General features: G+C 41.1%; 16 protein-coding genes. 5 read left to right on the top strand and 11 right to left on the bottom strand.

Going from position 1 to position 18517, the window contains the following annotated elements; genetic code table 11:
- The first annotated feature begins 9 nt into the window (after positions 1-9).
- The 4 genes from Q7U33_RS11435 to Q7U33_RS11420 all read left to right on the top strand — a co-directional run bounded on the left by Q7U33_RS11435 (position 10) and on the right by Q7U33_RS11420 (position 6107).
- A complete protein-coding gene (locus tag Q7U33_RS11435; protein WP_304861045.1) occupies positions 10-258 on the top strand; it encodes a hypothetical protein in 249 nt (82 codons plus the stop codon).
- 91 nt (positions 259-349) lie between these two features.
- Complete coding sequence (locus tag Q7U33_RS11430) at positions 350-1726, top strand: TolC family protein (protein WP_304861042.1); 1377 nt, start codon at positions 350-352, stop codon at positions 1724-1726.
- Positions 1727-1769: 43 nt separating this feature from the next.
- Positions 1770-2834, top strand: a complete 1065-nt coding sequence (locus Q7U33_RS11425) for a hypothetical protein (protein WP_304861039.1) — start codon at positions 1770-1772, stop codon at positions 2832-2834.
- Between the two features lie 141 nt (positions 2835-2975).
- Positions 2976-6107, top strand: a complete 3132-nt coding sequence (locus Q7U33_RS11420) for an efflux RND transporter permease subunit (protein ID WP_304861035.1) — start codon at positions 2976-2978, stop codon at positions 6105-6107.
- A 17-nt stretch (positions 6108-6124) separates the two neighbouring features.
- Here Q7U33_RS11420 and Q7U33_RS11415 read toward each other — a convergent pair whose 3' ends face one another.
- The 5 genes from Q7U33_RS11415 to Q7U33_RS11395 are packed head-to-tail and all read right to left on the bottom strand — an operon-like array spanning position 6125 to position 10725.
- Entirely contained in the window at positions 6125-6502 is a 378-nt protein-coding gene (locus Q7U33_RS11415; RefSeq protein WP_304861033.1) for a 4a-hydroxytetrahydrobiopterin dehydratase, read from the bottom strand.
- Positions 6503-6529: 27 nt separating this feature from the next.
- The gene (locus tag Q7U33_RS11410) at positions 6530-7177 is read right to left on the bottom strand and encodes a uridylate kinase (protein ID WP_304861031.1); all 648 of its coding nucleotides are present in this window, start codon (positions 7175-7177) and stop codon (positions 6530-6532) included.
- A gap of 34 nt (positions 7178-7211) precedes the next feature.
- Positions 7212-8639, bottom strand: coding sequence for an aminodeoxychorismate synthase component I (pabB, locus tag Q7U33_RS11405; RefSeq protein ID WP_304861028.1), 1428 nt, complete (start codon positions 8637-8639; stop codon positions 7212-7214).
- Positions 8636-9688: a hydantoinase/oxoprolinase family protein gene (locus Q7U33_RS11400; RefSeq protein WP_304861025.1), complete on the bottom strand. Its 1053-nt coding sequence runs from the start codon at positions 9686-9688 to the stop codon at positions 8636-8638. Before Q7U33_RS11400 ends, pabB begins: the two co-directional genes overlap by 4 nt.
- Complete coding sequence (locus Q7U33_RS11395; protein ID WP_304861023.1) at positions 9685-10725, bottom strand: ATP-grasp domain-containing protein; 1041 nt, start codon at positions 10723-10725, stop codon at positions 9685-9687. Before Q7U33_RS11395 ends, Q7U33_RS11400 begins: the two co-directional genes overlap by 4 nt.
- 170 nt (positions 10726-10895) lie before the next feature.
- On the opposite strand from Q7U33_RS11395, the gene Q7U33_RS11390 reads away from it, so the two are divergent.
- A complete protein-coding gene (locus Q7U33_RS11390; protein WP_304861021.1) occupies positions 10896-11681 on the top strand; it encodes a HisA/HisF-related TIM barrel protein in 786 nt (261 codons plus the stop codon).
- A gap of 99 nt (positions 11682-11780) precedes the next feature.
- Here the strand turns inward: Q7U33_RS11390 and hxlB are convergent, their stop codons facing one another.
- The 6 genes from hxlB to Q7U33_RS11360 form a co-directional block, all read right to left on the bottom strand.
- The gene (hxlB, locus tag Q7U33_RS11385; protein WP_304861019.1) at positions 11781-12320 is read right to left on the bottom strand and encodes a 6-phospho-3-hexuloisomerase; all 540 of its coding nucleotides are present in this window, start codon (positions 12318-12320) and stop codon (positions 11781-11783) included.
- A 125-nt stretch (positions 12321-12445) separates the two neighbouring features.
- A complete protein-coding gene (gene hxlA, locus Q7U33_RS11380) occupies positions 12446-13078 on the bottom strand; it encodes a 3-hexulose-6-phosphate synthase (protein WP_304861017.1) in 633 nt (210 codons plus the stop codon).
- 264 nt (positions 13079-13342) lie between these two features.
- Positions 13343-14296, bottom strand: a complete 954-nt coding sequence (gene tal, locus Q7U33_RS11375; protein WP_304861015.1) for a transaldolase — start codon at positions 14294-14296, stop codon at positions 13343-13345.
- A gap of 87 nt (positions 14297-14383) precedes the next feature.
- Positions 14384-16420, bottom strand: coding sequence for a CHASE2 domain-containing protein (locus Q7U33_RS11370; RefSeq protein WP_304861013.1), 2037 nt, complete (start codon positions 16418-16420; stop codon positions 14384-14386).
- 388 nt (positions 16421-16808) lie between these two features.
- Complete coding sequence (locus Q7U33_RS11365) at positions 16809-17498, bottom strand: response regulator transcription factor (RefSeq protein WP_304861011.1); 690 nt, start codon at positions 17496-17498, stop codon at positions 16809-16811.
- Positions 17499-17652: 154 nt separating this feature from the next.
- Positions 17653-18507 (bottom strand): triphosphoribosyl-dephospho-CoA synthase, encoded by an 855-nt coding sequence (locus tag Q7U33_RS11360; RefSeq protein WP_304861009.1) that lies wholly within the window; start codon positions 18505-18507, stop codon positions 17653-17655.
- Between the last annotated feature and the right edge of the window lie 10 nt (positions 18508-18517).

Here is an 18517-nt window from a genome sequence, read left to right as displayed (position 1 = left end):
TTAATCAATATGCCAAACACAATCAATCAAAACGAAATCAATATGCTTCGCGCAGAGCTCGAACTGTTAATGCGCGAACGACAAGCTTTATTAAAGATTGCTGGCGTTGCTGCTGGACTTATTGCTGAAATGGATAGTCATAACCTACCTATTTCTACAGTTGAAGCGGCGGATATTCTCGCGACATCGATTAATGGTTTAAGTGAAGAAACGCTACAAGATGCATTGGATGCTGTACACGCAGAAATTGTAAGTTAGATTTAAAGCCCCTCAACTCGATTAGCGCATGTATTTCATCTACAGCAAAGTTAGATTTCAATCTATACGCAGAAGCCTTTGGCTTGTGTGTATGCCGTTAGCATTATCCTCGTGTGGCTTTATAGACTACATTGCCAAGCCGATTGACCAGCAAGCCGTTATTCAAAAGTTTGAGCATAAAAATCCAAACAGTGAGCAATTCAAAACGTATTTAGCTTATAACAACTATAAGCCTGATACTTTCCCTATTACGCAATGGGGTTTAGATGAGCTCACTTATTGTTCACTTTTCTTTCACCCAAGTTTAGATGTTGCGCGTGCGCAATGGCGTGCAGCTCAAGCGACTGAAGCTAGTGCTGGTGCCAGAGCATTACCAAGTGTGAGCGGTAATTATGGTAAAGGTAACAACGCAAATAATGATATCAGTCCATATACTTACAATTTAAGTATTGATATACCGATTGAAACAGCAAACAAACGCAATATTCGCATTGAAAATGCAGAGCATTTATCTGAATCAGCCAAATTAGAAATCGCACAAACAGCGTGGAATTTACGTACGCAGGTTGCTGCGACTTATTACGAACTACAGTTTAATCAAGCTCAACTGCGTACACTTTCAAAAGAGTCATCATACCGGCAAGAGATTGTTGATCTTTACCAGAAACGACATGACTTAGGTCTTGCCTCCAGAATTGAATTAAGCCACTCAAAGCTTTTACTACAAACCACAAATGCAGCGCTAAACGCTCAACAACAGAACAAAGTAGTTCTAACAGCAAAACTTGCGAGTAATTTAGGACTACCTTTACATCAAGTTCAGCAAATGACTTTAGCTGAAGCCCCATTTTCTGATGCCATGATGGCTTTAGCTAGTCAGAACGTGGCTATAGACGTGCAATCGCAAGCGTTATTGAATCGTTTGGATTTGCGGATTGCTCTGGAACGTTACGCGCTAGCTGAAAGCAAGCTAAAGTTAGAAATTGCAAAACAGTACCCTAATATTAATATCAAACCATCTTACATCTATGAATTTGGTAATAAGGTATGGTCTTTAGGGTTATCTAGCTTGATGACTTTTCTTGATAAGAATAAATTTGCGATTGAAGAAGCTAATCAATTACGTGAAGTAGAAGCGGCTCAGTTTGAATCTTTACAAAACAGCATTATTAACGAGGCGCATGCTGTACGTGCTAAATTGATGCAATCAGAACAATCGTTGGTTGATAGTAAAAAACTGTACGCGTTACAGCAAGACAATACCAAACGGATGCAAAGCCTTTTCACTTCTGGAGAAATCGATAGGTTAGAGCTGACGATGACCAAACTAGAAGAGCTGATGTCTGAAAAAAGCTTAGCGCTTGCTCACTTTCAGATGCATAACTCTATTAATAATCTAGAGAATACTTTACAACAACCGCTCAACGAACAGGGCATTAAACCTAACGCTTTTAATGCATCAAATTGATTGGTTTTGATATTAAATAGGCTGCACGATGGAGATAAACTGAATGAATCGAAAACTTGCCATTATTATTGGCTTGCAAGCTTTTTTAATCGTCATGTTATTTTGGCTACTCATCTTTTATGGCAAAGATGAATTCGAAGCGATGTCAGAACATTCTGAAGAAGAAATCGAAACAATCAACCGTGTTGTGAATAAAGATGGTGCGACCCTTATTAACATCAGCCCTGCAGCACAAAAACAAAGTGATATCTTGACAGCGCCCCTCAAGGCCAGTAGTCATCAAGCAAGCATCAGTACCTATGGTAACGTTGTGAGTATTGATAGCCTGATTGAGTTACGCAATCGCTATCTAGCCGTAAAATCAGAAATCGATATTTTAAGAGCGTCACTCAACCATAATAAAATCGAATTAGATCGCTTTAAGATTTTGAATCAGGACAATAAAAATGTATCTGACAAGGTGGTTGCTGCCGCAGTGGTCAATACCAAAACTGATGAGGCAAAAATCGCGGCTGCCGAGTCTAATGCTAAAAACATCACCGATAGCATACGTCAACTGTGGGGAGATACTTTAGCCCAACACGCAATTAATCCAAAAATGAGTGATTTATTGCAGGCGCTGATTTCAAATAAAAGAGTATTGATTCAAACGACGCTCCCCTTTGATGCGTCTGAACCAAAGTTAAATAGCAGCATTACGATTGCACCAACCGCCGCCCCATCGCACACCATGAGCGCTAATTACCTTTCACCAGCGCCTATTACCAACACGACGATTCAAGGGAAAACTTATTTTTACCACGCGGTGACCAGTGAATTGCGCGCAGGCATGCAAATTAATGCGACAACTGCGACATCCAGTAAAAAAAGTAACGGTGTGATTGTGCCCAACAACGCCATCATTTGGTACGCAGGAAAACCTTGGGTTTATCAAAAAATGGAAGCTGATCAATTTAGTCGCAAACCAATTCATACGGATATTGAGGTAGAAGATGGCTGGTTTTATCAAGGGCAACTTAAGGCCAATGATGAAGTAGTGATCAGCGGGGCTCAACTACTGCTATCAGAAGAGTTCAAATCACAAATCATGAACGAGAATGATGATTAAATTGAAGTGTTAATCTTCATATTAAAAAACAATACAGCCAGATGACGCTGACAACAAGGGATTAGCAATGCAGAAAATATGCTCAGTTCAGAGCCATCATCATTTAAATTGCATTCAAGCCGTAGGTAAGGCTTTCTTATTATGATGCAAGCCTTAGTTCGCTTTTCAATCCGCTTTAGTGGGGTCATTATTGGGTTAGCAACCCTTATTGTTGTGTATGGTTTATTTAGCCTTACGCGCAGTAATCTTGATGTATTTCCTGAGTTTGCCCCGACACAAATTGTGATTCAGACAGAGTCACCTGGTTTATCAGCCGAGTTAGTTGAGAGTTTAGTCACGCAACCGATTGAAACCAGTGTAGCAGGCACTGTTGGTATTGAAAGCATGCGCTCGCAGTCCATCCCAGGCTTGTCTATCGTCACGATTATTTTTGATGAAACAACTGATATTTATCGCAATCGCCAAGTTATTGCGGAGCGACTTTCAACCTTAACCAATAAACTACCGCAAGGCATCACACCTAACATTACCCCACTCACCTCATCCGCTAGCACGGTGCTTGGGTTCGGCCTCACATCAAAAACCCGCTCCCTCACTGAAATTCGCACCATGGTAGATTGGACAATTGTGCCCCATTTACTCTCGATTCCAGGCGTAGCCGATGTAAATGTATTTGGTGGCAAGGTCAGGCAACTACAAGTGCAAGTTGATCCTGAAAAAATGATTCGCTATGGCATTTCATTATTACAAGTTGAAGAAGCCGTTAAAAAAGCCACTGGGGTCCGTGGTAGTGGCTTTATTGAAAATCAAAACCAACGCATTGTGATTAATACTGAAGGGCAATCGACAACGCCAGAAAAACTCGCACTGGTGACATTGCTCTACAAAAATGGCCAAACCATCAGGCTTGGCGACATTGGTAAAGTTGTCGAGGGCGCTGCGCCATCAATCAGTGCAGCAGCGATTAATGAGGAAACTGGTGTATATCTCTCAGTACAAGGTCAGCTTGGCGCCAACACACATGGTGTTACACGAAATATTGAGCACGCTTTAAAAGAGCTCGAACCCAACTTGGCCGCTGAACAGATCACCCTACACAACGGCCTATTCAGACCAGCTAACTTTATTGAAGTGGCCGTAGATGGTGTACGTACTGATATTTTAATTGGCTCAGTATTAGTCATTACCATACTATTTTTATTTTTATTCAATGTACGCACTGCCTTTATCTCGGCAACAGCAATTCCATTGTCATTATTAACCGCAATCGTTGTGATGAGCTACTTTAATATTGGCTTAAATATTATGGTATTAGGTGGCCTTGCCATTGCGCTTGGCGAGGTAGTAGACGATGCAATTATTGACACGGAAAATATTTTCCGACGATTACGTGAGAATCGCCTACTTGATCACCCCTTACCAACGTATCAAGTGGTATTTAATGCATCAATGGAAGTACGTAACTCTGTCGTGTATGCAACGTTTATTGTGGCATTAGTGTTTTTACCGTTGCTCACATTAGGCGGTGTAGCAGGAAAACTGTTCGCACCTCTTGGCATCGCTTATATTGCTGCCATCATGGCCTCACTTTTTGTAGCACTCACACTCACCCCAGCTTTGTGCTACATCATGCTAGGTAACGCCGCACTGGACGATAAAGATCCGCCATTAATTCAAGCCATCAAAAAAGTATATGTAAAAACGCTAGTAAAAATAGATACGCATTACAAAATGGTCATCGTTATTAGCTTTGTTTTAATCGCAATTGGCTTAGGTACACTGCCCTTATTTAAAAGTCAGTTCATCCCTGCATTGCATGAGGGTCATTACATTATGCATATGACCGCTGTTCCAGGCACTTCTGAACAAGAATCTTTAAGAATTGGTAAAAAGGTCTCTGCTGTTATTCGTAAAATTGATGGTGTTAAGTCAGTCACACAATGGGTAGGTCGCGCCCCAAATGGTGCAGATACATTTGGCACACACTACAGTGAGTTCGAAATTGAAATAGGTGCTATTTCAGGACAAGAACAGCGCCGTATTCTAGCCGAAATTAGAGAGGTACTTTCAGGAGAGGATGATGACCACGATGGAGACGGTGTGGCTGAGCCTGGTTTCGTCGGTGTCAATTTTGCAATTAATACTTTTTTAACAGAACGTATCGAAGAAACCATCTCAGGCTATGCGGCATCTACTGTAATCAATGTGTATGGGCAAAATCTTGACGCATTGGACAGCGATGCCAACAACATTGCAAAAATTCTGAATGATATTCAAGGCGCACAAGATGTAACAGTTCAATCCCCTCCTGGTACGCCACAACTAGTAGTACGCTTACGCCCAGAAAAAATGGCACAGCTTGGTTTATATCCTACTGATGTTTTAGATAATATTCGTGCAGCCTATGAAGGCGTGCCAATTACACAAGTGTATGAAGGCAATCGTGTGATTGGTGTTAGTGTTGTTTTAGATTTAGAAGCAAGAGATGACGTACAAGAGGCTGGCAATCTACCTCTATTTAATGCTGAAGGTAAATTATTTAGATTACGTGATGTTGCAGATATCGTGCAGGAAAACGGTCGCTCAAAAATACTTCACGCTGGTGCTAAACGCATTCAAACAGTCACTGCAAATGTCGTTGGACGAGATATTGACTCATTTACCAGCGAGCTTAAAAGCCGCTTGAATGCAGAGGTATCAATATCGCAAGGATCTTACTTGGAGTTTACTGGCGCGGCGGAAGCTAATGCAAAATCTAGGGAAAAACTGATTTTACAATCAGCATTGGCTGGGGTGAGTGTATTTTTAATGCTATATATCGCATTTGGGCGCCTACGGAACTTACTACTCACCTTTGTCAACTTACCTTTTGCACTGATTGGTGGTGTACTAGCTGTAATGTTTACAGGCGGATGGATTTCACTGGGCTCGCTAGTGGGCTTTGTTACGTTATTTGGCATTACCTTACGTAACTCGATTATGATGGTGTCACACTTTCAGCATCTCGTTGATAAAGAAAACTGTATGTGGGGATTAGAGACCTGCATTCGCGGCGCTTCTGAGCGCCTACCGTCGATTTTAATGACAGCGCTAGTGACTGCGCTTGGCCTTTTACCATTGGCCGTTGGTAGCGGTCAGCCTGGACGGGAAATCGAAGGACCAATGGCCACAATTATTGTGGGTGGGTTAGTCACCTCTACGATACTCAACCTGCTTATACTACCAACAATCATGCTACATTTCGGAAAATTTGAGCGTGCTCAACAGGATTAAATACCCTTAATTAAATACTATTTATCATCATACTTAATATATTTAAACCTAACATCATCGTTTGGTGTACCACTCAAAGCGCCACCCTCTTTGGCTGGCTGCCACGCAATGACGGTCTCAATTTTCTTGGCTAACTCAAAGTCTTTTTCGGTGATGCCTTTTGCATCATGCGTACATAGTTTCACAATGACAAACGCATAAGAAACGGTTAAATCTGGATGATGCCATGCCGCTTCTGCCAAATGTCCAACGGTATTCACCACCATTAAAGTAGCTTTCCAGCCACTGGTTTTATATTTACGCCTTATCCAGCCATTTTCTAAATACCAATGCGGTAGTTCAGCGGCTAGCTTAGTTTCAATTTCTTGATCAGACAAAACTGGTTTAGACAACATCGTGAACCTTTCTATTAACTGACTACATTAATGATGAACAAGTAATAAGTTCTCAGCAACAATCACGTCATCATCAGCATGACGTTTGCTTAATACGGACTCCACAGCATCATAATTTGTTTTATGTATTACGTAAGCTTGAAAATGTTGCGTTAGGTAAAAATCCTTAAAGGCTTCATCAACTAAACTATCGCCTACTAAGGCTTGTAATGATACCGATGTTGAATTTGCATAAGTACCCAATGGTTTAGACTTCACTAATAACAACCGTTCCGCACCAATTTTTTTTGCTAACCAAGCACTTAAGCTATCAGAAGTGACTTGCCAATTTTTAGAAATGGCATCATCAGCTAACACCATTTTACTTGGTAGCCAGACAATCGCGCGATGCTGCCAGCCACGTTCAGCAATCTCTAACTCGCTACTGGCGGTGACTAATTGCTTATTAATCCCCGTCAGCAGTAATCCGAACTGGTCCATCGCTAATAAAGCTAAATGGTGTGCAACGGTGTCGTCCACACCTGTGCGTTGTTGTGCTTCACGCACAGCATCGGCAAACACACTACCGCCTGGCACAATAATCACTTTGCCATCGCTGATTTTTACCAACATGTCTAGCCAATGCGGCAGTTCAGGCGACCCCAACAAACTACCACCTAATTTAACAACCCACATATAGGACCCCTTGATTTAGAACTAGGGCTTACCGTTAATCGGCCTTGCGACTAAAACACTCCACCACTTTCAACATACTAGAGGCTTTATCCCAAGTTTCCACATACTCTTTCTCCACCTCTGAGTCTGCAACAATACCACCGCCAGCATAAAAACTAATTTCACCATCACCGTCTTTGTTTGCCACATAAACAGCCGTGCGTATAGCAATGTTAGTATCCATATTGCCATCAAAGCCTATATAACCAATAGCACCGCAATATACGCCACGCCGATGTGGTTCCAGCTCTTCAATAATCTGCATAGATCGCAACTTAGGCGCACCAGTAATTGACCCACCAGGAAAGCAACCACGCAATAAATCAATTGCCGTTTTACGCACCTGTAATTCACCTGTGACAATACTCACTAAATGATGCACGTTTGCAAAACTTTGTAACTGAAAAAGCTTATCTGCTTTGACTGAACCAGTGACACAATTTTTACTGATATCATTTCGTAGCAAATCTACAATCATCAGATTTTCTGCTCGGTCTTTAAGACTTTTTTGCAGTTCTTTCGCATACTGTGCATCTAGCTTGGCATCATCAGCACGTGGTCTAGTGCCTTTAATTGGCCGCGTTTCCACATACCCATCGACTACTTGTAAAAATCGCTCTGGAGACCCAGAAATCACCTGCATGTCGCCAAAATTCATATATGCCATGAAAGGTGCAGGGCTTACCTCTCTCAACTTCTGGTAAAAAGTCCATGCATCACCCCGTGCAGTGGCTGAAAATCGCTGTGCCAGATTCACTTGGTAACAATCACCCTCATGTATATAGGTCTGAATTGCATTAAATGCTGTGGTATAGGCACTTTTATCCATATTTGAATGCACAGCAGAGGTCACTTCAAATTGGGAAAATTGCTCAGCATCAACGTCATTCTTCACATCAAATAAGGCACACAACGCCAACCACGCTTCATGTGTTTGGCGATCAAAACCGTTTGAAACCAAATGAGCAGTCTTATTACGATGGTCCACCACTACCGCCCAATCATAAATACCAATTTGCATATCAGGAACCAAACCGTCATCAGTCGCAGTATTTTCTAACTTTTCTAACCGTCTGGCTAAATCATAGCCAAAATAACCAACAGCGCCGCCAGTAAATGGCCAAGCAGATTTAGTCGCTCGCAACGGTGCTAGTGCCTCATTCACCAGCTTAAATGGGTCTTCAGTAGATATATATTTTTCATCATGCTTCACCACCTCAGTATGCTGAGCATGAGTAGAGAATGTCATAAATGGTTTAGCCACTAAAATGTCATAGTGACCATATTGACTGCCTGCCCTACCCGTCAAAGGATTTAGCAATTGTCCACTATCTAAGAACATCGCCCATGGCATATGAGCGATACGCGCAAAATAATGTGCGCTATCAGCCTGATACTGCAATTGATGCTGTAGAAAGCTCATCTAGACAGCCTTAACGAAGCAACTGCAAATGCTGGGAAACAAACCTTTGCCATATTTTTAATCAATATACTTTCTGCAGAAATAAAATCACTTACTGAACGATATTGGATACCTAATTGCTGAGCAAGTGACGCTGTTAAAAACTCTCCAGCACCTGCCCCAATCAACTGCAAGCTAGGATTGTTATCTTGATCAGACGACCATTTTGTTAACACAGCCTGACGTACAAGGTTAAGCTGCGCATGTTTAAACGCATTAGCAAGTTTTATCCAAACGCTTAAGGGGGCTTCTTGTGCATCCCATCCTATCATCCTTGCAATGCGGCGTGCACTGGATGCAATATTCTTATCAGCACCATCTGCGGTATCTGCCATATTCTCACTAGGTGTTAAATCGCCTGTTAATGTATAAACATCTGCTGTGGTAGCAAAATGCTCGGCTGCAACATTTACAAGCTGCCCAGAAAATGGGATTTTTTGGACTAAAGCCATTAATGGGGTGCGTATTACACCAGTATAAACCAACTCATCAAACTGCATGCGTGTCGCATCAGTATGGCCTTGCACCTGAGGCTTGCCATCACAGACCAAGGCGATATCGGTCGTAGTACTGCCAATATCAATAAAAATGGCCTGTGGTACTTTTTCAGCCAAGAAATGGACACTCGCCAACCAGTTCATCGATGCAATATCACTCGTCACTTGTTTTACTGCATCGATACCAACAAATCCTTTATCGCCAGCAAAAAACTCAACCACTACATCATGCTTAGCCATACTAAGTTTACGCTGCATTGTCTGCGAAATTTCCAACACGCCGGTGTGGCGGTCTGCAAATATATCCGCTAGCTCACCAGTCATCGTCACCGCATGCGAGTCGGCATGCATCTCTAATAATATGGCATCTATTGAAGACTCCAACTCATTAAGCCCTTTCCATAAAGGACAGTAAACCTGCTTGGCGTCTAAAACATGTCCTTGGTCATTCATTAACACAGCTTTGAGATGCGCGCCGCCTACATCCCAACCTATCATACGTGTTTGACTCATAGTTTAATGACAACCTGCTTTTTAGCTAAATTTGGCATAGAGAACTTATCATTTAACACACAATCTAAAATCAACTTGGCAGGATTATAATCTAAGGCCTGCTCCAACCCTACATAGCTCGTGGTTAATCGCGGATTAATTTCAATCACATAAATTTTATTGTCATTTTCAGTGTCTACAATCACATCTACACCAATATAACCTAATGCGTCTGGTAACATCTTAGCAATCTTTCTAGCGATCGTTTCAAAACGTTGCCAGTAGGCGGACATGCCGTTAATCGTAATCCCTGTTAATTTAAAATGGCGACCAACATGCTCGATATGCTGTTCATTACAACTTAGCAACCAAGCTTTTCCATTACGGCACAACATAGAAAAACTGGCAGCTACTCCAGCTTGATACGGCTGAGCTAGATACGTGAGATATCGCTCATCCTTTGCAATCCAACTTTTTAAATCATCTAATGAGTCAAATATCTGAACCCCCTCACAACCAGCACCGTCTTCTGGCTTAGCTACCCATTGATGAATATTTTGTGTGCCTGAGACTTGATATTTGTCTTGCATGAGGTCTTCACCTGCATACACGAGCAAGGTGTGAATATTGGCCTGTTGTAATGCTTCACAACACAAAGTTTTACTGGTGCCAATTAGCGTAGAGTCAAATCCGCAACCCAAAAACAACGCGCCTTTTTCATGGCTCGCATAACACAACTCACTTAGCTCAAGCAAAACACCATTGGTTTCTGGCGCAATTAACCACACCAAGTCGACTGTGGCAACTGTTTCTGTAAACACATGATTAAACTGTCCAGAGTTTACTTCAACGCTTTGATTCGCCAATGAAGATGGTGTAAGCCTAACATCATGTAATGTCAAGATTTCGAATTGATTCATCTCAACTAATTGGCGTAACAAAGCATCCCGCATGAGCGAGCCTTCATTCACCAATGATTCGGGCAACGCTTCTGCACTTAAGCCTCCGCCAGTAAGATACTCACAGACTAATATTTTTTTTAATGGTTCGATGATCAAAACTCCTCTTTAATTACACTATTTGGCAGATTGCCTGCATAAAATGTACTGCCGACTAATTACGCCAGACATAAGACTCATGCCAATACGCAAAGAAGCTGAGATAATACAGCCTAGTTACAGCTATCTATAACCACTGAAAGTGTAGGCTAACATTTAAGTTAAACAAAGTGACTAGTGATAAATATGCTGAAAAAAACATACTAACTTCTACGCTTCTTGAGAAATTAATGCAGATAATTCCAGTAATTGACTTATTGAACGGTATAGTCGTTCACGCAAAGAAAGGTGATCGTCAGCATTACCTACCGATTACTTCGCAACTTACATTGTCTAGCGAGCCTTTAGATATTGTCGCCGCGCTACTCATGCTCCACCCTTTTGAGCAACTCTACATCGCAGATTTGAATGCGATACAAAAAATTAGCAACCCTAATACCACCTCTCAAAGTAACAACTTTAGCATCATCGAGTTAATTTCACTTCGCTACCCCAATCTAACAATTTGGGTAGATGCTGGTATCAGCAATATTGCAGAATTTATATTATGGTCATCACTACATGTAAAACTCATTCTGGGCAGTGAAAACTTTTCAAGTATCGAGCAATATATAACTTCATATCCTGAAAGCAATACCCAACATATTCTATCGCTTGATTTTATGCCGAATGGTTACCAAGGACCATTAGCGCTATTAGAGAACACGACATACTGGCCGCAAGAGGTCATTATCATGTCACTTGCGCATGTAGGTGCAAATCAGGGCACAAATATACAACTACTCTCCAAAATAAAGCAACAAGCAAGCACCTTCCACATATATGCTGCTGGTGGAGTCCGTGGAGTCGAAGATTTGTATACGTTAAAATCTATAGGTATTCATGGTGCACTGATTGCCACAGCATTACACGATAAGCAGTTATCTCACGAACAGTTATCATCACTTCAACAATAAAAAAGCCCGACTAGTCGGGCTTTTTTACAACTACTGATTTACCAGCTAACCTTTTAAATAGCTATACTGTTTAACCGATAAACTAAGTACAGCCTGCGACTATTCTAAGTTAGCATGAATAGCGCGCATACCTTCTTCAGTTAAGCCTTTTGAAAAAATCAAATCAGCAATCGTTGCTTCTAAGAAAACAAGCGTAGAAAGCTCAAACTGTGAGCCCATAGGCATACCATTTGTTAATGGGAAGCTACTGTCATTACCGATTTGAATCGTCAAATCAGCTACGTCAGCCATTGGTGAAGATTTTTTCATAGAAATCACCACTAATTTAGCCCCCACTGATTTTGCCTTTTTAACAAATGGCAACAATGTTTCTGTACCGCCTGAACCTGAAACCAAAATCAACAAATCACCTGCTTTAATTGCTGGCGTTACCACTTCGCCGATCATGCTTACATTGTAACCAGCGTGTACTAAACGCATTGCAAAGAAACGTGACACAAGTAAAGAACGGCCAGCGCCACCAATAAATGTACGACCAGCACCTTCAACCAGCTTTAAAAGCTCAGCTGATTTAGAATTGTCTGTTTCAGCCAAGATACTCGTTAACTTGTCTAAAATTAATTTTTGACTACTACTCATGATATTTCCTTATCGAATCAATGATTTTAGTGAACACTTAAAATACAAAAAAAATCCCGACCCATTACTGAGTCAGGATTTTTTAATCGTTCATTTCAATAAAAGCTTATTGAAAATAGGTTAAATTAACCGTGAACGATAGCTGTGATTTCAGCAGCAGCAGCAGCAGGATCAGCAGCGCCGTAGATTGCAGCACCAGCAACGATGATTGTTGCGCCAGCATCTTTAACTTGTTTAGCAGTAGCAGCTTTAACGCCACCAGCAACTGAGATTTCAACGCCTAGGTTCAAAGCAGCAACCAATGCTAAGTCAGCAAATGGTGTTTGACCAGCAGCTTGTTGATCTAAACCAGTGTGCACGCCAATGATGTGTGCGCCAGCAGCAGCAGCAGCTTTAGTAACAGCAGCTTTATCAGCAACGTTGATCAAATCGATTTGTGCTTTTTTGCCGTATTTGTTAGCAGCATCAATTACACCTTTGATTGTACCCATATCAGAAATACCTAATACAGTAACGATGTCAGCACCAGCTTTGTAGAATGGCTCAGCTTCGTAGAAACCAGCGTCAGCTGTTTTCAAGTCAACTAAGATTTGGTTGTTAGGGAATTTAGCACGTAATGTTTCAAGCAATTTGATACCGTTGTGCTTGATGCATGGTGTACCGATTTCAAGAATGTCCACGTGTGGAGCAACTGTTGTTGCTAATGCAACTGTTGCGTCGAAATCTAATGAATCTAATGCCATTTGGGTTTTAGCCATGGTGTTTCTCCGTTTAATAATTTTAAGAATTACAATTTATTGCTATTTTTGCGAAACTCGTTCCACATCACACTTAACTAACATTCGCAATTTACTACGAGACTATCAACTAAGGTTGAATGTGTTTCGAATTCCACTAGTTCGAATTTAAGTGCCTAAATCCGGCCTTATAAAAACTGGACACTTATGTTAAATGCCCAGCCGAATTATGTCAATTCTAAAGCGACATCATTACGCTTTAATTACAAAAATAATACCAAAGTATTAAAGTTTTTCGCTTAATGCTGCTTCAAGTTTGTTTTGGTCAACGACAAAACCACGAATACCTTCAGCAAGTTTTTCTGTTGCCATTGGATCTTGGTTTAATTCAAAGCGGAACTCAGCTTCAGTCATTTTTGCTGGAGGTGTTTTAGTCGCGCCAGTATCTTTCATCACTTGAGTCAATGTACCTTCTGTAGCAGCAAGGTCTTGCAACAAGTTTGGTGAAACTGTTAAACGATCACAACCAGCCAAAGCAATTAGCTCACCAGTGTTACGGAATGAAGCGCCCATCACTACTGTTTTATAGCCATGCTCTTTGTAATACTGATAGATAGCACGTACTGAAACTACGCCTGGATCTGTTTCTTGTGTGTACTCAGTGCCTGGGTTTTTAGCTTTGTACCAGTCTAAGATGCGACCAACGAATGGTGAGATTAAGAATACACCAGCTTCAGCACAAGCTCGTGCTTGGCCAAAACCAAACAACAATGTTAAGTTACATTGGATGCCTTCTTTTTCTAAGATTTCGCCAGCTTTAATGCCCTCCCATGTTGATGCTAATTTGATCAACACGCGGTCTTTACTCACGCCTGCTTCTTCGTAAAGCTTGATCAATTTACGGCCTTTAGCCACCATTGCATCTAAGTTGAAAGATAAACGTGCATCCACTTCTGTTGAAATGCGACCTGGCACTTCTTTAGTAATTTCTGTACCGATCAATACCGCTAATTTGTCAGCTGCATTGTCAATTTGTTCTGCCTTAGTGCCGCCTTGTGCTTTTGCATAAGCAATCGCGGTTTCAATTAAAGGTGCGTATTGTGGCAATTGGCTTGCTTTTAACACTAATGATGGGTTTGTTGTTGCATCAACAGGCTTAACTGCCTTGATTGCTTCAACGTCACCAGTATCTGCCACGATAGTGGTCATAGTTTTTAATTGGTCTAATAAAGTAGCCATTACATGCCTCCGTAAAATTATCTGAATACAACAGTCTTATACAAAATCAAGTGCAAGATTATATCTTAAAAGTGATGATGTTAAAAACTATATGGTGTCATTAAATGGCGACACATGATGCTTTCTTCTATCACTCTCAACTGGATTATTACTTTTACGGCGCTCAAGTGGTAGTGAAATGATGAAAGTTGCTCCAGCCCCTTCTTCACTGTGAACAGAAACAGTACCTCGATGCTTTTTGATAGTCACATTCACAAAATACAAACCTAAACCACTACCTTCCTGCGCCTGATGTTCACCTTCGGCGCGACTAAATCGCCTAAATACTTTTGTGATTTTCTTTGCAGGTATTCCTGGTCCCTGATCGATCACTTTCAAAACAGTCGATTGCACATCGCTTTTTAAAATGACGTTTATCTCACTTAGTTCTGGTGAGTATTTCACAGCGTTCAATAAAATGTTAGAAATTGCTCTCAAGAGCAAGCCAAAGTCACCTCTTACCCATACACACTCTTTAGGAAAGTCTGTGAGTATCTTGAGCTGCTTAGCCATCGATATTTCATATATATCATCAATCGCTTGTTGCGTCAGACTGACAATATCTAACTCATGAAATCTATTCACATTTGCCATCTCAGCACGTGACGCCTGTAAAAATCCTTCAGCCATGCTATGTGCACGGATTAGCATTTTGCTCATGCGTTCGGAGTATTTGTTAGCTTCAAACTTATCTAGCAACATCATTGCTGCGCCAAGAGGCGCCCGGATATCGTGTGAAATAAACGCTAGCGTATCATTTCTACTTTTGTGCAAGTTACGTAAGTGCTGGGCAGTTAAGTTCACCTTTAGAATTCTTGACTGTAAAGGATCCTCGTATACTCCGTCTATGTTATCTTCTGTCACCATACCTAATGCGGACAACTCGTCACGCAATCTTTGTAATTCTTTGTCAAGGGACAGTTGAGCAGAATCAAGCTTGCGCCAACTCCAGATTGGATACGCCAGTAATATCGCAATTAACGCGCCCGATGTAGGCACCCAAATACCCCACCCATGAACGATAGAAAGTGAAGCCAAAATAATTGCAAAGAAATATACAGCAATCAACACCACTGATTTAAAAGGAGTCAGTCTTGATAGCCAAAACAAAGGTAGCATCGCTAACAATGCGCACAACAAACTAACTATCCAACTTGGCGCATCTATCACCAACGAAGAGCTTTGCATCGTAGCTATCACGTTAGCATGAAACTCGATACCAGACATTGATTGAGACGTAAGTGAAAGAGGAGTGGGCAATACATCGCCAAATCTTGGCGCTGTAACACCAATGAGTACAATTTTATCTTTAAAAAACCCCGATGAGTATTTGTTCGCCAGCACATCAATATAGGATATTTGGATAAAGTGTTTAGATGGTCCGAAAATACTAATTTTACGCTGCGAGCTAGAAATCAAACGTTTCTCGACATAAGCACCAGCATTTAAAGCAACTGGCTCGACTAGGTGAAGACCAGGAGGAATAATATTCATATTAGCAGGCAATAAATCAGCTATTTGCAATATTGATTGTGAAAAATGAGGCAACCCTACCGCGGCCAAACCATCTTCTGACAACCCTTCCCACAAGTAAATGCCACGAGCAACCCCATAAGCATCAAGCGAAACATTAATACGGCCTAGCGCCGCCGCAGCGGAGGCCAATGCTGGAATGGGTGTGTTTTGTTTGATGGTGGCCCCTGCATACTGCGCCTCCAGAAAAATCGGTAACACAACGTTACCAGCACGGCGAATTGCTTCCGCAAAAGCATAGTCTACGTCTGTAGCATCGAGCTCTGGTTCAGAAAACACGATATCAAAACCTATCGCCTTTGGTCTCTCGTTGATTAAATGATTAATGAGTTCAGTATGAAACCGCCTAGACCAAGGCCATCTGCCTATCGCATCTAAGCTCACTTCATCAATTGCGACAATCACGACATTGTCTGGCGCGCTCTTGAAACTTAGATGCCGTCCTAAATCATAATACAAATAATCAAACCGAACCAAAACTTCACTTAACGCTAATATAGAAGCTATCAACGCAAGTGTAATTGCTGTAAATATCTTGTCATTCATTCGCATAAATAACTTACAGACCTACGGATGTTATATGAATAACTTGCTCTGATAGTAGCTTTCCTACCGAGTTTTTAGGCACCTGCCACGACGGTAAAAGTATATTTGAGCCTGCAACCTGACAGTCTTGACAATTCATTTCCAAAAAATCGTTAGTTGTTGCAGGATGTTGCCACGCAGATTGTGTCAGTCCATCGACAAAGCAAGCATTACTAACGCTTAATAATATTGCAAATATCACACAAGATTGGTCTTTTATTTTTATAGTCATGATGCAGGTTAACTTCTAGAACTGTAAGTCATGAACAAAATACCATGAACAGTTCTAAATTTACCTATTACACGCAATATGCGTATGTTAAGTTTTGTAAATTATATGCTGCGGACAACTACATCAATCTAACTTACGTTCAAGCCGATAACCCTGCTGGTAAATGGAGGTTAACTTCCAGCCATACTCTGGTGTGAGCTTTAATTTTGAACGTAGATGACTAATATGTACATCTACTTTGCGTGTTTCAACATCTGAGCTAGCACCCCATACCACATGCATTAAATGCACTCTTGATAACAAAGCTCCCTCATTTTTCAAGAAATACAACGCTAAATCAAACTCTTTATCAGTTAACCTAACCTCTTCTCCAGCAAGCGTTACAGCTCTTAGTTTTACATCAAACTTTAATGCGCCAAACTCGTAATCAGTTTCATCTGCATGCTGATTAGATGTACGTCTGAGTAATGCGTTAATGCGCGCCATCAACAAAGGACGGCTAGCCGGCTTGACGACATAATCATCAGCCCCTGCTTCAATTACACGAACAATATCCTGCTCTTCTGATCTACCTGTAAAGAAGATAATTGGAGGTAGTTTATTTGCTCTAAGCTTGATGCTAACCATCACATCTGGGCCTTCCATGTCTGGCAAAGCCCAGTCAAAGACACACAAATCGTATTGCTCATGAGGGAACTTACGTAAGAAATCTATCCCTGTTTTAAAATGATCCACCTCAAAATCAGCTTCTTGTAGCCACTCTATCAATATTTCGGCAAATGCCAGATCATCTTCCAATAATGCTATTTTCATTTATATTTTTATTCCAAATTGGTGATGTTCAGTGTCTAAATATGCTTAATATTTGAAGCACTTATCATACTTAGCATTCTAATTTTGATCTCATGAGAATCGATAGTCGGATCCGACGTGAGGCAAAAAACGTGACAAAAAGATGATTAGTTTTTTATGGTGAAAGCGCTAAATTACTAGCTAATAAAGTGGCTACCGTCAAATCCGCAGTTGTGCCTGGGTTAATTTCCCTTGCTTTAAGTGATGCGTCCCAAGCCAGCAACTGCTTCTGTATTAATTTAGGATTATGCGTGGCCCAATAATTGGATTCAATTTCTTTAGCCTCTTGCATCAAAATATTAGCAATCTCTACTCCATATTTACGCTGTACATGTGTATCGGTATTTTTAGTTAAAAACCCCAAATACAATGCTGTTGTTGCCCACGCTGTATTTTCCCACTTAAGCAAAGCATCAGCATATAAATTAACACCAAAACTGGCAACATCTTGAAATGCATTTGCATATTGCCAAGAAATGCGGTCTTTATCTTGTGCAGAACGCATCATTTCAAGCAGATTGATTTTGGGTGTTTCATGTACATCATGTTGATCAGATGCACCCAAGCCAGCGGGGTTAGCCAAAACAATTGATTCGGCAACAAGCACTGCATCATCTACAGTCAATTGATTTAATGTTGCATTCAACTGACTCCATAAGGACTGTCCGGATTGCAAATTTAAGGCTGCATGTATCAACGGCGCACACAGCAAAAGCATACCCAAATTGGTATTCTGTCCAACTGCATTCTTTGTCGCCTCTACTGAGTAAAAAACACGCTCACCTACAGATAGATCAGGTCTAGTAATGGGTTCTGCGGTCACATCAGCACTTTGAATAAAGTCATGAATGGTCATACCGTGACCATCTGCAAATGCGTGTACGTTTCCTGGTTTTAATGCCTGCAATTCGGCCATGCATGCATTTTTATAAGCGAGTGCTAATTGATCAGGTGTTAGCTTATTCGGCATAGCTCAAGAC

It is taken from the genome of Methylotenera sp. (genome assembly GCF_030653755.1).
In the GTDB taxonomy this organism is placed as follows: domain Bacteria; phylum Pseudomonadota; class Gammaproteobacteria; order Burkholderiales; family Methylophilaceae; genus Methylotenera.
This window is presented reverse-complemented; position numbering and strand designations above follow the sequence as displayed.

What these genes read in the sequence shown, in the direction of transcription:
- Q7U33_RS11360 (WP_304861009.1), bottom strand. Translation starts at nt 18,507, where the DNA reads ATGCCGAATAAGCTAACACCTGATCAATTAGCACTCGCTTATAAAAAT.
- Q7U33_RS11435 (WP_304861045.1), top strand. Translation starts at nt 10, where the DNA reads ATGCCAAACACAATCAATCAAAACGAAATCAATATGCTTCGCGCAGAG.
- hxlA (WP_304861017.1), bottom strand. Translation starts at nt 13,078, where the DNA reads ATGGCTAAAACCCAAATGGCATTAGATTCATTAGATTTCGACGCAACA.
- Q7U33_RS11410 (WP_304861031.1), bottom strand. Translation starts at nt 7,177, where the DNA reads ATGTGGGTTGTTAAATTAGGTGGTAGTTTGTTGGGGTCGCCTGAACTG.
- hxlB (WP_304861019.1), bottom strand. Translation starts at nt 12,320, where the DNA reads ATGAGTAGTAGTCAAAAATTAATTTTAGACAAGTTAACGAGTATCTTG.
- Q7U33_RS11415 (WP_304861033.1), bottom strand. Translation starts at nt 6,502, where the DNA reads ATGTTGTCTAAACCAGTTTTGTCTGATCAAGAAATTGAAACTAAGCTA.
- Q7U33_RS11420 (WP_304861035.1), top strand. Translation starts at nt 2,976, where the DNA reads ATGATGCAAGCCTTAGTTCGCTTTTCAATCCGCTTTAGTGGGGTCATT.
- tal (WP_304861015.1), bottom strand. Translation starts at nt 14,296, where the DNA reads ATGGCTACTTTATTAGACCAATTAAAAACTATGACCACTATCGTGGCA.
- Q7U33_RS11370 (WP_304861013.1), bottom strand. Translation starts at nt 16,420, where the DNA reads ATGCGAATGAATGACAAGATATTTACAGCAATTACACTTGCGTTGATA.
- pabB (WP_304861028.1), bottom strand. Translation starts at nt 8,639, where the DNA reads ATGAGCTTTCTACAGCATCAATTGCAGTATCAGGCTGATAGCGCACAT.
- Q7U33_RS11365 (WP_304861011.1), bottom strand. Translation starts at nt 17,498, where the DNA reads ATGAAAATAGCATTATTGGAAGATGATCTGGCATTTGCCGAAATATTG.
- Q7U33_RS11425 (WP_304861039.1), top strand. Translation starts at nt 1,770, where the DNA reads ATGAATCGAAAACTTGCCATTATTATTGGCTTGCAAGCTTTTTTAATC.
- Q7U33_RS11400 (WP_304861025.1), bottom strand. Translation starts at nt 9,688, where the DNA reads ATGAGTCAAACACGTATGATAGGTTGGGATGTAGGCGGCGCGCATCTC.
- Q7U33_RS11430 (WP_304861042.1), top strand. Translation starts at nt 350, where the DNA reads ATGCCGTTAGCATTATCCTCGTGTGGCTTTATAGACTACATTGCCAAG.